Origin of the sequence: Streptomyces taklimakanensis (assembly GCF_009709575.1) — a bacterium.
GTDB lineage: Bacteria > Actinomycetota > Actinomycetes > Streptomycetales > Streptomycetaceae > Streptomyces > Streptomyces taklimakanensis.
Genome location: NZ_WIXO01000001.1, coordinates 5,207,925 through 5,222,770, shown reverse-complemented (window position 1 = coordinate 5,222,770; position 14,846 = coordinate 5,207,925). Strand labels below are relative to the sequence as shown.

Below are 14,846 nucleotides of genomic sequence, written 5' to 3'. Positions count from 1 at the left end.
CGCGCACCGCGTGGAACCGACCGGACCGGCCGTGCGTTCTCCGATCGGGAGGTGTGCCATGGGCACAGGTCACGCGCGACGGGAGGGCGACGGGGACGACGACCGGACCGGGAAGGATCCCTGGGACGACGTCGTGCTCGACGAGACGTTCGTACGCGGCGCCGAGGTGCGCGAGCCCGCGGCACGGACGCGCATGCTGCGGGCCCGCTGGCGGAACGATCCGCCCGAGCCCCGGCCGTGGCGGGCGGACGAGCCGCCCGCGGGATGGTTCTGGAGCAAGGCCCGACGCCGAAGGCGCCGGTGGCGGCGCCGCGGGGACTGACGCGGCACCGCGTCCCGCCGCGCCGGCCGGAGGGCGGGACGGGCGCGGGAACGGCCGGGCGGGAGCACGCGCGGGTCATCCGGTCGTGCCCCCGCCCGGAGTCCTTCACCGGTCACCGGCCGTCCGCCGGTCGGTTCAGCCGCGGACGCCCAGCAGGTGGTCCATCGCCAGCTGGTCCAGCCGCTCGAAGGCCATGCCGCGCTCCGCCGCGGCCTCCGCGTCGAACTCCTCGAAGGCGCTCCGGTCGGCCAGCAGGTCGGCGGCGGTCTCGCCCTCGTTCAGGGTCGGCTTCGCCAGTTCGTCCAGGCGGGAGGCGCGCAGCGCCTCCGCCACGGCCGGGTCGGCGCGGAAGGCCGCGGCCTTCTCCTTGAGGATCAGGTAGTTGCGCATGCAGCCGGCCGCCGACTCCCACACGCCGTCGAAGTCCTCGGTCCGCGGCGGCTTGAAGTCGAAGTGCCGCGGGCCCTCGTAGCCGGCCGACTCCAGCAGGTCCACCAGCCAGAACGCCTGACGCAGGTCGCCGGCGCCGAAACGGAGGTCCTGGTCGTACTTGATGCCGGACTGGCCGTTGAGGTCGATGTGGAACAGTTTGCCGTGCCACAGCGCTTGGGCGATGCCGTGCGGGAAGTTGAGTCCGGCCATCTGCTCGTGACCGACCTCGGGGTTGAGGCCCACCCGGTCGGCGTGCTCCAGCGAGTTGATGAACGCCAGGGCGTGACCGACGGTGGGCAGCAGGATGTCGCCGCGCGGCTCGTTGGGCTTGGGCTCGATGGCGAAGCGCAGGTCGTAGCCCTGGGAGACGACGTAGTCGCCGAGGAGGTCGAAGGCCTCCTTGAGGCGGTCCAGCGCCACCCGCACGTCCTTGGCCGCACCGGACTCGGCGCCCTCGCGGCCGCCCCAGGCGACGTAGGTCGTGGCGCCCAGCTCGACGGCGAGGTCGATGTTGCGCATGGTCTTGCGCAGGGCGTAGCGACGCACGTCGCGGTCGTTGGCGGTGAAGGCGCCGTCCTTGAACACCGGGTGGGTGAAGAGGTTGGTGGTGGCCATCGGCACCTTCATGCCGGTGGCGTCCAGCGCCTGGCGGAAACGCTTGACGATGCCCTCGCGCTCGCTCTCGGAGGAGCCGAAGGGGATCAGGTCGTCGTCGTGGAAGGTGACGCCGTAGGCGCCCAGCTCGGACAGGCGTCGCACGCTCTCGACCGGGTCCAGTGCGGGGCGGGTGGCGTCGCCGAAGGGGTCGCGTCCCTGCCAGCCGACCGTCCACAGGCCGAAGGTGAACTTGTGCTCGGGTGTCGGCTCGTAGCTCATGGTGTGCCTCTCGGTATTTCGTCAGGGCCGTTGACAAATTAGTATGCGCCCAGAAGCCCCAGAGAGGAAGAGGCGACATGGCCGCACCCGAAGGTCCGCTCGTTGTCGGTGTGGACAGCTCGACGCAATCCACCAAAGCACTGGTCGTCGACGCCGCCACCGGCCAGGTGGTGGCCCGCGGTCAGGCACCCCACACGGTCTCGTCCGACCACGAGAGCGATCCCGAGCAGTGGTGGGAGGCGCTGTGCCGGGCACTGGAGCAGTGCGGTCCGGCCGTCCACCGGGCCGCGGCGATCTCGGTCGGAGGGCAGCAGCACGGTCTGGTGACCCTGGACGCCCAGGGCCGCCCGGTCCGCCCGGCCCTGCTGTGGAACGACGTGCGCTCCGCGCCGCAGCGCGACCGCCTGGTGGAGGAGCTGGGCGGGCCGAAGGCCTGGGCCGAGCGCTTCGGCAGCGTTCCGGCCACCTCCTTCACCGTGACCAAGTGGCAGTGGCTGCGCGAGAACGAACCCGAGGCCGCGGCGTCCGTCCGCGCGGTGCGGCTGCCGCACGACTACCTCACCGAGCGGTTGACCGGCCAGGGCACCACCGACCGGGGCGACGCCTCGGGCACCGGCTGGTGGTCCACGGCCACCGGGGAGTACGACCCCGGGATCCTGGAGCGGGTCGGCCTCTCCCCCGACCTGCTGCCCCGCGTGCTCGGCCACGGCGAGGCCGCCGGCACCGTGCGGCACCTGGAGGGACTGCCACTGCCCCAGGGGGCGCTGGTGGCCGCCGGCACCGGGGACAACATGGCCGCCGCGCTCGGGCTGGGCCTGCGTCCGGGCCGGCCGGTGCTGAGCCTGGGCACCTCCGGCACGGTCTACGCCGTCTCCACCATCCGTCCGGCCGACCCCACCGGCACCGTCGCCGGTTTCGCCGACGCCCGCACCGACTGGCTGCCGCTGGCCTGCACCCTCAACTGCACCCTGGCCGTGGACCGCGTCGCGACCCTGTTCGGCCTGGACCGTGAGGCCGTCGAGGCGGGCGGAGGCGTCACCGTGCTGCCGTTCCTGGACGGCGAGCGCACCCCCGACCTCCCCTACGCCTCCGGGACCCTGACCGGCCTGCGCCACGACACCACCCCCGGACAGATCCTCCAGGCCACCTACGACGGGGCGGTCCACTCGCTGCTGGCCGCCCTCGACCTGGTCCTGGACGCCGACGCCGAGCCGGACGCCCCGATCCTACTGATCGGCGGGGGCGCCAAGGGCACGGCCTGGCGCGAGACCGTCCGGCGGCTGTCCGGACGCCCGGTGCAGGTGCCCCGGGCCCAGGAGCTGGTCGCGCTCGGCGCCGCGGCGCAGGCCGCCGCCCTGCTGTTGGGCGAGGACGCGGCCGCGGTGGCCCGCCGCTGGTCCACCGACGACGGCCCCGCGTACGAGGCGGTGGAGCGCGACGAGGAGACCCTGGCCCGCCTCGATGCCACCCTGAGCGGCGCGGATACGCTGCTGCGGCGGCACTGACCCGGCGCCGGGTGCCGCCGCCGTCCCCCGGCGGGGCACCCGGCGCACCGCCTGGCGCCCCACCCGGCGGACCGCCCGGACACCCGAGGAGCACACGGCCCATGGCAGCACCCGCGCCCACCACCCAGCAGGAGATGCGGCGGCGGAACCTGGCGCGCGTCCTGCACGCGGTGTCCGACGGCGGCCCCCTGTCCCGCGCCGCCGTCGCGGCGCGGATCGGGCTGACCCGCACCTCCGTCTCCACGCTCGTGGACGAGCTCCTGGGCGCCGGACTGCTGGTGGAGCTGGGTCCGGGGCGCTCCGGCACGGTGGGACGACCCGGCACCGCGCTGGCGCTCAGCGATCGCGGCCCCTGTGGGATCGGCGCCGAGATCGGCGTCGACCACCTGGCGGTGTGCGCCGTGGACCTGCGCGGCGAGGTCCGCGCCCGGATCGCGGTGGACGCGGCCAACCGCGACAGCGACCCCCGCCCGGTGCTGCGGCGGCTGTCTTCGCTGGTCCGCGAGATCGCGGAGGTGGTCGAGGGGGCGGGGCTGCGCCCGGCCGGACTCGCCGTGGCCGTGCCGGGCCTGGTGGCCCGAGGCACCACCACCGTCGTCCAGGCGCCCAACCTCGGATGGACGGGCCTCGACCTCGCCCCCCTGCTGGACGCGGACACCCCGGGCCTGGCTCCCGGGGCCGGGTTCTTCCTCGACAACGAGGCCAACCTCGGTGCCCTGGCCGAACTGTGGCTGGGCGGCCACTCGCCCGAACCCGAGGGCTTCGTGCACGTCTCGGCCGAGATCGGCATCGGTGCCGCGATCGTGGTGGACGGCGCGCTGCTGCGCGGCACGCGCGGGTTCGCCGGCGAACTGGGCCACGTCCCGGTGCGGCCGGAGGGCCGCCCGTGCGCCTGTGGGGGCATCGGCTGCCTGGAGCAGTACGCGGGTGAGGAGGCCGTCCTGCGGGCGGCCGGCTTCGACCCGCGCGTCACCGCCGAACGCCACCCCGGACCCGGTGCCCGCATCGACCTGCTCGCCGTCCGAGCGGAGGGCGGCGACCGCGCGGTGCTCAGGGCCCTGGCGGAGGCCGGCACGGCGCTGGGCACCGCGCTGACCGGCGCGGTCAACCTGCTCGACCCGCGCACGGTGGTGCTGGGCGGCGCCCTCGCCCGGTTGGCTCCCTGGCTGCTGCCGTCCCTGGAGGGCGAGCTGGGCCGTCGACTGGCCGGCCCCCCGCCGGTGGCGGTCTCCCGCCTCGGCCCGGACGGCCCGCTGCTGGGCGCGGCCCACTCCGTCGTCCGCGCCGTCCTGGACGATCCGCTGGCCCACCGGGGGGCCTGATCGACCGGCCGCGCGGTCGGAAGCCGGCTGCCGGGCTCCGCGTACGCGGGCGGCGGGTCGCGGGCCCACCGATCCCCGGCGGCGGCCCTCGCCCCCGGAAGGTCACCGGCAGCGTGCGGGTGTCGATCGGACGGGACGTCCGGAACGTCCGGAACGGCCGGGACGGTGCCACGGACCGGGGTCGGCGGGTGGACGGGCGAGGAGTGACGGGGCATCAACTCCCCCGCCACGTAGGCCTCTCAACCGAACTTCAGCACATCGGGGGAATCCGGGTCTTTTCCCGTACGGATGCCACCCCAATGGCGTAGAAAGCACCCGTGAACCGAAGGAACCGCAGGCTGGGCGTCGGCGTGGCCCTGACCGGGGCCGCCCTCGTACTCGCCGTCCCGGGCGGCGCCCGCGCCGGCGAGGCGCCCGGGGCGAAGGTCACGCTGCCCGGCGTCGAGGTCCGGACGGAAGACGGCACCGAGGTGCGGTCGACCGGCGGCGCCTCGCTGGAGCTGGAGGTGGTGACGCGTCCGAGGTGCCCGAGCCTGTCGGTGACGATCGGGAGCGGAGGGGGCCCCGGTTCACTGCTCGAAGTGGTCCTCGGACGTCCGTGCCCCACGCCCTCCCCACCGCCTCCTCCGCCGCTCCCGTCGCCCTCCCCCACACCCGAGCCGACCCCCGAGCCGACGCCCGAACCGACGCCCGAACCGACACCCGAGCCGACGCCCGAACCGACACCGCCCCCCTCCCCGTCACCCACACCCGAGCCGACACCGCCGCCCGAGCCGACAGCGCCACCCCCCTCCCCCACCCTCCCGGCCGCCCCTCCTGCCGTCCCACCCATCGACCCCGTGCCGCCCCGGCCTCCGACCGCCGCGCCGGCACCGCCGACGGTCGCCCCCGTCATCACACCGCCGCACGAGCTCCCCCCACCGGAGCGCGCCACGCCCGCGCCCACGCCGAGCACCTCCGCGACGGTCGTCTTCCGGGCCGCCGCCCCACGTCAGCGGACCGATTCGCGACTGCCCCTCATCGGGCGTGCCCTGCTGATCGTCGCCCCCGCGGTGTTGGCCGCCGCGGCGCTGCGCCCCCGTTCCGGCTCGGGCTCCCGCTCCCGCTGACCTCCCGACACTCCCCGCCCTCCCGGAGCGCCTTCCGCCCCCTCCAAACCGGCCGCCTCCGGCCCGTCGACACCACACACGAGGGACACCCATGACCGAATGGCTCTTCCTGCTGCTCGTCATCGCCGGATCCTGTGCGATCGTCGTGGTCGCCACCCTGCTGCGGCAGCGGCGGGTCGGCGAGGACGACGACCCCTCGGAGACTCCCGACGTCATCGAGTACATGACGATGATGATCGGTGTGGTCTACGCCATCGTGCTCGGCCTGGCCATCGCCGGTGTGTGGGAGGGGCGTTCGGCCGCCGAGGAGTGGGTGCGCCAGGAGGCGCAGGCCCTGCACGAGGTGCGCGAACGGGTCGGCGCCTACCCCGAGGAGGTCCGCAACCGGGTGCGCGCCGACGTCGACGCCTACGTCCACCACACGGTGACGGTGGAGTGGCCGCACATGACCGAACACGGTGAGTCGACCGGGCGGGGCGACGAACTCTTCGACCGGCTGAGGCGGGACGTCACGAGTCACGAACCGGGCAGTGTCCGCGAGGCGCAGGCGTACCAGGCGCTGGTGGACCAGGTGGCCGCGGCCGACGAGGCGCGCACCGCCCGCGAACAGGGCGCCGAGCCGACCCTGCCGGGCGTGGTGTGGTTCGGCCTGGTGGCGGGCGCGGTGATCGCCGTCGGCATGGTGTTCGCCCTGCAGATCCAGCGTTCGGGCCGGGAACTGGTGCTGGCCGGGCTGTTCACCGCGTTGATCGCCTTCCTCCTCTTCCTCGTCTGGTACTTCGACTCTCCCTTCACGCGCGGGCTGGAGGACCCGGCCGAGGCGTTCACCACGCTCTTCCCCCGGGCGACGGGCGACTGAGATCACATCGCGCGGCCCGGGCTGCGTGCGGACGGATGGGTAGGCACCCTGGAGACCGACCGCACAGCCGTACGAGACGAGGAGCCCCGGGTGCCCGCAGCACTGTTTCCGACCCTCCACCAGTCGCCGGGGAAACCGGCGCTGCGCTTCGGCGACCTGGTGATCGACTACGGCCGGCTGGCCGCTGCCGCGCACTCCCTCGCCCTGCGGATCGCCGACACCGGGCGGGTCGCGGTGTGGGCCACTCCCTCCCCGCACACCTGTGTCGGAGTGCTGGCGGCGCTGCTGGCCGGGGTGCCGGCCGTCCCCGTCAACCCGCGGATCGGAGCGGAGGAGCTGGCGCACATCGTCTCCGACAGCACGCCCGAGCGGGTGCTGGCGGCCCCCGGTGACGCGCTTCCCGAGGCACTGGACGCGCTTCCCCGCACCGATGTGGACCTGGAGCCGGAGGGCGAACCGCACCGGCCCGACGGCACCACGTCCGCGCCCGACGAGAGCGCACCGGCACTGATCGTCTACACCTCCGGCACCACCGGGCCGCCCAAGGGCGTGGTCCTGCCGCGCCGGGCGATCGCGGGCACTTTGGACGACCTGGCCGACGCCTGGGGGTGGACGGAGGACGACGTGCTGGTGCACGCCCTGCCGCTGTTCCACGTACACGGCCTGATCCTGGGCGTACTGGGCCCGCTGCGGCGCGGCGGGACCCTCCGCCACCTGGGCCGTTTCTCCCCCGAGGGCGTCGCCGGGGCACTGGAGGAGGGCGGCACCATGCTCTTCGGGGTGCCCACGATGTACCACCGGCTGGCCGACGCCCTCGACGCCGGGGAGGGAGCGGACGGCGGACGGCTGGCCGCGGCCCTGCGCGGCGCCCGGCTGTTGGTCTCCGGTTCGGCGGCCCTCCCCCTCCACGACCACGAACGGATCACCGCCGCCACCGGGCAGCGCGTCGTCGAGCGCTACGGGATGACCGAAACGCTGATGATCACCAGCGTGCGGGCGGACGGCGAGCGCCGCGCCGGCACGGTGGGTGTCCCCCTGCCCAGCGTGGACGTACGGCTGGTGGACGACGACGGCAGGCGCATCGAGGGCGGCGACGGACAGACCGTCGGTGAGGTCCAGGTGCGCGGGCCCCATCTGTTCGTCGAGTACCTGCACCGTCCCGACGCCACGGCGGAGGCCTTCGCGGGCGGCTGGTTCCGCACGGGCGACATGGCCACCCGGGACGCCGACGGCTTCTACCGGATCGTGGGGCGCAAGGCGACCGACCTGATCAAGAGCGGTGGTTACAAGATCGGTGCCGGGGAGATCGAGAACTGCCTGGTGGGCCACCCGGGAGTCGCCGAGGCCGCCGTCGTCGGCGAGCCCGACCCGGATCTGGGCGAGCGCATCGTGGCCTGGGTCGTACCGGCCGGGGGCCCGGAGCGGCCCGACGAGCGGGAACTGGCCGACCACGTCGCACAGCGGCTCGCCCCGCACAAGCGGCCGCGCGCGGTTCGGTTCGTCGACGCCCTGCCCCGCAACGACATGGGCAAGGTCGTGAAGCGGGAGTTGCTCCGTGGGTGAGCGGCTCCCGGCCCGCGCGGTGCTGGACGCGGTGGCCGACGGCTTCGCCGAGCTTCCCGACGGCGAGGCCGCCTGGGACGACGGGGCGACGGGCGGCCCCGGCGACGGTCCGATCGGTTGGGCCGGTTACGGGGCCGTCAGGGCCGGGGCGCGCGAGCGGACGGGGGAGCGCGAGTCGGTGGTGTGCGGCACCGGCACGGTCGGCGGTGTCCGTACGGTGCTGCTCGTCTTCGAGTTCGGTTTCCTCGGCGGCTCGCTGGGGCAGCGCACCGGGGACCGGATCGAGGCCGCCCACCGGTACGCCCGCGCCGAGCGGTTGCCGGTGGTGTCACTGATCGCGACGGGCGGCAGCCGTATGCAGGAGGGCATGCGCGCGCTGACCCAGCTCCAGCGCGTCGCCCGCCAGTCGGCACTGACCCGTGCGGCGGGGCTGCCGCAGATCGCCGTGGCACGGGACCCCACCACGGGCGGCGGATGGGCGACGCTGGGCGCGGGCTCGGACGTGGTGTTGGCGTTGCCGGGCGCGCAGATCGCCTTCGCCGGCTCGCGGGTCCGCCCCCCGGGGGCCGATCCGGCCGCCTACGGGGCCGAGGGGAAGCTGGCGGCCGGACAGGTGGACCGGATCGTGGCCCCGGGTGAGCTGCGGGAGGTTCTGGGAAGCTGGCTGGCGCTGCTCGCCTCCCCGACGGATGGCGACGGTCCGCCCGAGCCCCCGCGTGCGCTCGGTGCGGTGTCCGGGCCGCCCGGGACGGGCTGGGAGGCGGTGGAGCGGGCCCGTTCGCCGCGCCGCCCCCGTGCCGATGCCTACCTGGACGCGTACTTCGAGGTGCGCGAGGAGCTCTCCGGCGACCGCTGCGGCGGGACGGATCCGGGGATGCGCTGCGGTTTCGGCAGGCGGGACGGTCGTACGGTCGCCTACGCGGCCCAGTGCGGGACGCCGACGCTGCCCGCGGGCTTCCGCGCCGCCGCCCGGCTGATCCGGATGGCCGACCGGCTGGGCATACCGGTGCTGACGTTGGTGGACACCCCGGGCGCGGCCAACGACGAGGCGGCGGAACGGTCCGGTGCGGGCGCGGCCATCGCGGACGCCTTCGCGGCGATGGCCGAGGCCCGGGTGCCGGTGACGACACTGGTCGTCGGGGAGGGCGGCTCGGGGGGCGCGCTGGCGCTGGCGGCGCCCGGCAACACCTGGGTCACGCCGGACTCCTACTTCTCCGTCATCGCCCCGGAGTCGGCCGCCGCCATCCTCAAGCGCGGCCCGGAGCGGGTGCGGGAGACGGCCGACGAGCTGCGGCTGCGCCCGCAGGACCTGGTGGAGTTGGGCATCGCCCGCGGCATCGTGCCACCGTGACCGGTGCCGGGCCCGGGCCCGCCGGCCACCCGTACGGGACCGTTCCCGGAGGCGTCGCCGCCGGTCGCCGGTGCCGGGGAGCACGCCGAACGGTTCGAGGTCCCAGTAGTACTCGCCGAAAAAGCAACGGAGTAGCCCCTGACCTGCGGATACTCCCCGCTCCCCTTCAGATGTCGCTGCCAGGGGCGTTGACGCGGTTCTCGTACTCGCGGCGGGCTTTGCGCTTGGCGCCGCGGCTGACGCTGTGGTCTCGGGCGAGGGCGGCGATGGACCGGCCTTCCAGGTACGCGGTGCGCACAGTGTCGGTCTTGTCGGCGGGGACTGCGGGGCGACGCCCGCCCTTGTCGCCCTTCGCCGCCGCGGCCCGCAGCCCGTCGTACGTCAACTCGCGTTGGATGTCGCGTTGGAGTTCGCCGGCGGCGGCGAGGGTCTGCACCATGAACTTCACGGTGGACAGCAGTTCTCCAGTGCGCGGGTGGCGGGCGGTGAGGTCCATCGCGGAGAACGCGCCGTCGTGGATGCGCAGCGCGAGACGGTTGCGGTGAAGGACCTCGAGCACGTCGAGGATGTGCTGGGTGCCGCGCACGAGGCGGAACATCTCGGAGATGCGCATGGTGTCGCCCGGCCGCGCGTACGTGAGCAACTCGCCGAGCTTCGGCCGTTCCAACGGGTGGAGGCGGCTGGATGTGCCGGCCTGTTCCTCAAAGACGACCGGGTCCTCGATCCCGGCCTCGTCCAGGACGAGATTCCGACGGTCGATCGACTGCTGGTCGGTCGACACCCGTCTGTAGACCAGGTTGGCCATGCCGCTCCCCGTTGTGGTGGTCGCATCCGACCCTGGCTGTCGGCAAACCCTGTCTTCGTCCGTCATCGGACCCGATTGGATTCGCGGCGCCGCGAGGCCCCGAAACGTCCGGGTTCATTGGACGCCCGCCGTGCCTGTCCTCATTCGTTCCTTTGACGACAGGCGCGAGCTCCACGCGCCGGGGCGCCCACCGGGAATCCTGCCGATGGGCGCCCCTCGCGGCGTGCGAAATCTTCCTCCGCTTCGCGGATCACAACGTCCGGTCCGCGGTCGCTGCCCGCAGACACCTCCACTACTCAGTGGTACTCTATACCAGTACTCAGTAGCACATAGTACCGATAGGGCTGGGTGGGGCATGCGATGGACGATCTGACGGAGATGTTGAAGGGCACGCTCGAAGGGTGCGTGCTCCAGATCATCGGACGCGAGGAAACCTACGGGTACGCCATCACTCGCCAGCTGAACGAACTCGGCTTCGCCGATGTTGTCGAGGGGACGGTGTACACCATCCTGCTGCGACTGGAGCGGAACGGACTCGTTCAAGTGACGAAGCGACCATCCGAGGCCGGTCCACCGCGCAAGTTCTTCACGCTCAACGACGCCGGACGCGAGGAACTCGCGAAGTTCTGGGCGAAGTGGCAGTTCGTCTCATCACGCATCGACAAGCTCAAGGAGGGCGGGAAATGAGCTTCTGGGAGACCATCACCGGCAGCGATCTCACGCGGGAATGGAAGGCGTTCGAAGTCCGGGCCCAGGCCCTGCCGGAGGACTACCGAGCGGCGTGGGAACAGATCAAGGCCCACCTCTTCCCCCATGGGAACTTCACCGGCCGCAACCTGATGCCGATCTTCGACAACGCCCTGGGGCTGCTCGAAGAGACCGCGGCGGACGGACTGAGCGTCCGTGACGTGCTCGGCGACGACATCCGAGGATTCTGCACGGCGCTGGCCGGTGGCGAAGGGGCCCGAACCCATCGCGATCGGTGGCGCGAGCAGTTGAACAAGAACGTCGCAAGGAAACTGAAGCGGCTGGAGGGCTGACGTGAGCATCCAAGACATCATCGAGGGCAAGAAGCAGTGGCGGGCGCACATGGCCCGGGTCAAGACGCTCCCGCCGGACTACCGGATCGTCTACCAGGAGATGCAGCGGTACCTGTTCAAGGTCGGACCGACCGACCTGTCCGACGGGCAGCTGCTCCCCGGGATCGTCGACTTCTTCGAGGAGGGCGCGGCCGGAGGCAAGGGAGTCCTGGAGCTCATCGGCCCGGACGTCGCCGCGTTCTGTGACGACCTGATCAAGGACTCACGCACCTACGCGGACGTCTATCAGGACTCCCTCAACGGCAATCCCGGCGCGGCCGAGCAGTAGCACCGTCGGTTCATGCCTGCGGGCAGAGCCCGCCTGCGTGGTTCGTTCGCCTCAGCGCAGCGCGAGCAGGTGCGGACCGACCAGCGACATCACCGCGCATCAGCGCCCTACCCACCGGTCCCGGCTCCTTCGCTCCCCCTCACCATCACAGCCTTCGAAAGGGAGGGCACCATGCCTTCATCTGTCATGCCCACATCCAGGAATGGTGGCGGTGGTCCGCCCGCCATCTCCGCCGTCGGCCTGCGCAAGTCCTACGGGGGCAAGACCGTCCTCGACGGCATCGACCTGCGCGTCCCGGCCGGGTCGGTCTTCGCGCTGCTCGGCCCGAACGGCGCCGGCAAGACCACCGCCGTAAAGACCCTCTCCACGCTCATCGGTGCCGACGGCGGCCAGGCACAGGTCGCGGGCCACGACGTCGCCTCGGCTCCGGACCGGGTACGGGCCGCAATCGGTGTCACCGGCCAGTTCTCCGCCGTCGACGGCCTGATCACCGGCACGGAGAACATGCTGCTCATGGCCGACCTCAACCACCTCTCCAGGCGCGAGGGCAAGCGGGTCATCGCCGAGTTGCTGGAGCGCTTCGACCTCGGCGACGCCGCCGACAAGCCTGTGCAGAGCTACTCCGGCGGCATGAAGCGGCGCCTGGACATCGCCATGACCCTGGTGGGCAGCCCGCGCATCATCTTCCTGGACGAGCCGACCACCGGCCTCGACCCGCGAGCACGCCACAACATGTGGGGCATCGTCCGCGAGCTGGTTGCCAACGGCGTCACCGTCTTCCTCACCACCCAATATCTGGACGAGGCCGAAGAGCTCGCCGACCGTATCGCCGTCCTCGACAACGGCAAGATCGTCGCCGAGGGCAGCGCCGAGGAGCTGAAACGGATGATCCCCGGCGGGCACATCCGGCTGCGCTTCACCGATCCTTCCGCCTACCAGAGCGCCGCCTCCGCGCTGCGTGAGGTGCAGCGGGATGACGAGGCGCTGGCGCTGCAGATCCCCAGCGGCGGCAGCCAGCGCGAGCTGCGCTCTGTCCTCGACCGGCTGGACTCCGCCGGTATCGAGGCCGACGAGCTGACCGTGCACACCCCTGACCTCGACGACGTCTTTTTCGCCCTCACCGACGGCAACGTCCCAACGCAGGCCCAGGAGGCCGCCCGATGAGCTCCCTGTCCCTCGCCGTACGCGATTCCTCCACGATGCTGCGCCGCAATCTGCTGCACGCACGGCGTTACCCATCCGGAACCCTGAACCTGCTGCTGACGCCGGTCATGCTGCTGCTGCTCTTCGTCTACATCTTCGGCGACGCGATGAGCGCCGGCATCGGCGGCGCGGATCGCTCCGACTACGTCACCTACATCGTCCCGGGCATTCTGCTGATGACCGTCGGCAGCACCACGATCGGCGCCGCCGTGTACATGGCCATGGATATGACCGAGGGCATCATCGCCCGCTTCCGTACGATGCCGATCCATCGCGGATCGGTGCTCGTCGGGCACGTCGTCGGCAGCGTGCTGCAGTCGGTCATGAGCGTGGTGCTCGTCGGGGCCGTCGGCGTGGCCATCGGCTTCCGCTCCACCGACGCAAGCGTCCTGGAGTGGCTGGCCGCCTTCGGACTGGTCGCGCTGTTCTCCCTGGCCCTGACGTGGATCGCGGTCGGCATGGGCCTGTCCAGTCCGAACGCCGAGGCGGCCGGCAACAGCGCCATGCCGCTGATCCTCCTGCCGTTGATCTCGAGCGCGTTCATCCCCGCCGAGACAATGCCGGGCTGGATCCAGCCGATCGCCGAACACCAGCCCTTCACCCCGGCCATCGAGACTCTGCGCGGCCTGCTGCTCGGCAGCGAGATCGGCCACAACGGCTGGCTGGCCGTCGCCTGGTGCGTGGGCCTCACGGTTCTCGGCTACTTCTGGTCCAAGGCCCTGTTCAACCGCGACCCGAAGTAGCCGGCAGCACCACCTCGAAGCGGCAGCCCGCCCCTCGTTCCGTACCGTCGTCCGGCCCGCGTGGCCTCCGGTACCTGGGCTGACGGCGTCAAGCCGTACGACCGAGGTGAGGAGTGGCTCGACGCGCACCGCTTCGACCTCGCCACCGCGCTGCGGCCGGCTGAGGGGGCCGCTCTGCGTGTAGTCGTGAACGGGTACAGCGTCACCGGCGTGCTCGCTGCCCAGAAGGCGGATGCCGACGAGTAGCCGAGCAGTGAGCTGAGACAGGCGGTCCGGGGTCATTGCAGCCGACTCCGGACCGCCTTCGACTGTACGGCCCTGGGCTCTGCGGGCCGATTGCCGCTACAGCCCGGCTCCGGGCTCGTCGATGGCCGCGGTTCGCAGGGGCCGGTGGCCCTGCTCGTCGAGCTGGGCGAGTTCATGTTCGTAGTCGACGGTGATGGAGCCGTAGTAGTTCACGGCCGAGCTGCGGGCCGGGGAGATGTGCGCCAGGGCCTCGGCGTCCACCTCACGACCGGCGCCGCGTAGTTCGCCGACGGCCAGGCCCATGTACTCGGTGTGCCAGCAGACCACCGCGTTCGTCACGACGGTCAGGCACCACGCCTGCTCGTTCTGCTGCTCGGGCTGGCACCGGGTGATCTTGCCCTCGCGTGCGTAGTGGAGCCGGCGGCGCAGGGAGTGAAGCGACTCGCCCTTGTTCAACTGCCGGGCGATCTTCCTCCTGCAGCCCTCGTCCGACAGGTACTTGGCCGCGTGGATCGTGCGTCGGATCGCCCCGTACTCCTTCAGTGCGGCGGCCAGCGCGTTCTGCCGGGAGGACGCCGACAGCTTGCCCACGATCAGCGAGGCGGTGGCGTGCCCGTATTTCACGGATCCGGCGAGGCGGAGCAGATCGTCCCAGTGAGCCGCCACCAGGTCGAGGTTGGCCTTCTTCGCCAGCAGCGTGCCCGCCGTGGGGAAGCGCTCCTCGTAGTCGGCCTTCGCGCCCATCCGGTACAGGGTGATCTTGCCCAGGTCGCGGATGCGCGGCGAGAGCTGCTTGCCCACGGAATCGAAGAGCCCGAAGTTGACCAAGGTGACGCCGTGCGTGTCCGTGGAGTGCTCGGTGATCGGCAGGTCGGTGGCGTTGCCGAGGATCTCGCCCAGCACGTAGTGGGCCTCCCGCAGCGTCTCCTCACGGATGCACCACTCCGCAGTCCACGCCGGCACGTCGTACGGGATGCCGCACGGATGCGGTCCATCCCGACCTTCTCGCGCAGCAGCGTGCCGACGTCCTCGTCCGGGACGCCAACGTCGGCGAGCACGGGCAGGATCTCGTCCAGCAGGGCGAGCCGGTCCTCCGAGAGCTTGGCCCGCTCGGCGGGTTCATCGCGCAGCTTGATCCGGGT

16 protein-coding genes are annotated in these 14,846 nt (G+C 72.4%); 13 read left to right on the top strand and 3 right to left on the bottom strand.

The annotated features are described in order from the left end of the window. Window positions 1–58 precede the first annotated feature (58 nt). On the top strand, window positions 59–322 hold the full coding sequence (locus F0L17_RS22975; RefSeq protein ID WP_155072535.1) for an SGM_3592 family protein: 264 nt from the start codon (window positions 59–61) through the stop codon (window positions 320–322). 135 nt (window positions 323–457) lie between these two features. Here the strand turns inward: F0L17_RS22975 and xylA are convergent, their stop codons facing one another. Next, on the bottom strand, window positions 458–1,630 hold the full coding sequence (xylA, locus tag F0L17_RS22970) for a xylose isomerase (protein ID WP_155072534.1): 1,173 nt from the start codon (window positions 1,628–1,630) through the stop codon (window positions 458–460). Window positions 1,631–1,707: 77 nt separating this feature from the next. Between xylA and xylB the strand changes: the two genes are divergently transcribed. The 6 genes from xylB (at window position 1,708) to F0L17_RS22940 (ending at window position 9,339) form a co-directional block, all read left to right on the top strand. Continuing rightward, the gene (xylB, locus tag F0L17_RS22965) at window positions 1,708–3,135 is read left to right on the top strand and encodes a xylulokinase (RefSeq protein WP_155072533.1); all 1,428 of its coding nucleotides are present in this window, start codon (window positions 1,708–1,710) and stop codon (window positions 3,133–3,135) included. 101 nt (window positions 3,136–3,236) lie between these two features. Next, the gene (locus F0L17_RS22960; protein WP_155072532.1) at window positions 3,237–4,457 is read left to right on the top strand and encodes an ROK family transcriptional regulator; all 1,221 of its coding nucleotides are present in this window, start codon (window positions 3,237–3,239) and stop codon (window positions 4,455–4,457) included. Window positions 4,458–4,774: 317 nt separating this feature from the next. Then, window positions 4,775–5,566 (top strand): hypothetical protein, encoded by a 792-nt coding sequence (locus tag F0L17_RS27150; RefSeq protein ID WP_202917922.1) that lies wholly within the window; start codon window positions 4,775–4,777, stop codon window positions 5,564–5,566. Window positions 5,567–5,657: 91 nt separating this feature from the next. Further along, window positions 5,658–6,425 carry a bestrophin-like domain gene (locus F0L17_RS22950; protein ID WP_155072531.1) on the top strand — a complete coding sequence of 256 codons (768 nt, stop codon included), beginning with the start codon at window positions 5,658–5,660 and terminating at the stop codon, window positions 6,423–6,425. A gap of 90 nt (window positions 6,426–6,515) precedes the next feature. After that, window positions 6,516–7,988, top strand: coding sequence for an AMP-binding protein (locus tag F0L17_RS22945; protein WP_162466590.1), 1,473 nt, complete (start codon window positions 6,516–6,518; stop codon window positions 7,986–7,988). Beyond that, on the top strand, window positions 7,981–9,339 hold the full coding sequence (locus tag F0L17_RS22940) for a carboxyl transferase domain-containing protein (protein WP_162466589.1): 1,359 nt from the start codon (window positions 7,981–7,983) through the stop codon (window positions 9,337–9,339). Before F0L17_RS22945 ends, F0L17_RS22940 begins: the two co-directional genes overlap by 8 nt. Window positions 9,340–9,505: 166 nt before the next feature. Here F0L17_RS22940 and F0L17_RS22935 read toward each other — a convergent pair whose 3' ends face one another. Next, window positions 9,506–10,144 (bottom strand): recombinase family protein, encoded by a 639-nt coding sequence (locus tag F0L17_RS22935; RefSeq protein WP_155072529.1) that lies wholly within the window; start codon window positions 10,142–10,144, stop codon window positions 9,506–9,508. Window positions 10,145–10,504: 360 nt separating this feature from the next. Here F0L17_RS22935 and F0L17_RS22930 point away from each other — a divergent pair, with 360 nt between their 5' ends. From F0L17_RS22930 to F0L17_RS22905, 6 genes are all read left to right on the top strand, one after another. Beyond that, window positions 10,505–10,831, top strand: coding sequence for a PadR family transcriptional regulator (locus F0L17_RS22930; RefSeq protein ID WP_155072528.1), 327 nt, complete (start codon window positions 10,505–10,507; stop codon window positions 10,829–10,831). Then, a complete protein-coding gene (locus tag F0L17_RS22925; protein ID WP_155072527.1) occupies window positions 10,828–11,184 on the top strand; it encodes a DUF1048 domain-containing protein in 357 nt (118 codons plus the stop codon). Before F0L17_RS22930 ends, F0L17_RS22925 begins: the two co-directional genes overlap by 4 nt. A 1-nt stretch (window position 11,185) precedes the next feature. Beyond that, the gene (locus tag F0L17_RS22920) at window positions 11,186–11,512 is read left to right on the top strand and encodes a DUF1048 domain-containing protein (protein WP_162466588.1); all 327 of its coding nucleotides are present in this window, start codon (window positions 11,186–11,188) and stop codon (window positions 11,510–11,512) included. A 171-nt stretch (window positions 11,513–11,683) separates the two neighbouring features. Continuing rightward, window positions 11,684–12,676 carry an ATP-binding cassette domain-containing protein gene (locus F0L17_RS22915; protein ID WP_202917921.1) on the top strand — a complete coding sequence of 331 codons (993 nt, stop codon included), beginning with the start codon at window positions 11,684–11,686 and terminating at the stop codon, window positions 12,674–12,676. Then, on the top strand, window positions 12,673–13,458 hold the full coding sequence (locus tag F0L17_RS22910; protein ID WP_155072525.1) for an ABC transporter permease: 786 nt from the start codon (window positions 12,673–12,675) through the stop codon (window positions 13,456–13,458). Before F0L17_RS22915 ends, F0L17_RS22910 begins: the two co-directional genes overlap by 4 nt. A 60-nt stretch (window positions 13,459–13,518) precedes the next feature. Then, window positions 13,519–13,704, top strand: coding sequence for a hypothetical protein (locus F0L17_RS22905; RefSeq protein WP_155072524.1), 186 nt, complete (start codon window positions 13,519–13,521; stop codon window positions 13,702–13,704). A gap of 96 nt (window positions 13,705–13,800) precedes the next feature. On the opposite strand, the gene F0L17_RS27805 is transcribed toward F0L17_RS22905, so the two are convergent. Next, window positions 13,801–14,667: a Tn3 family transposase gene (locus F0L17_RS27805; RefSeq protein WP_338018183.1), complete on the bottom strand. Its 867-nt coding sequence runs from the start codon at window positions 14,665–14,667 to the stop codon at window positions 13,801–13,803. Window positions 14,668–14,846: the final 179 nt, after the last annotated feature.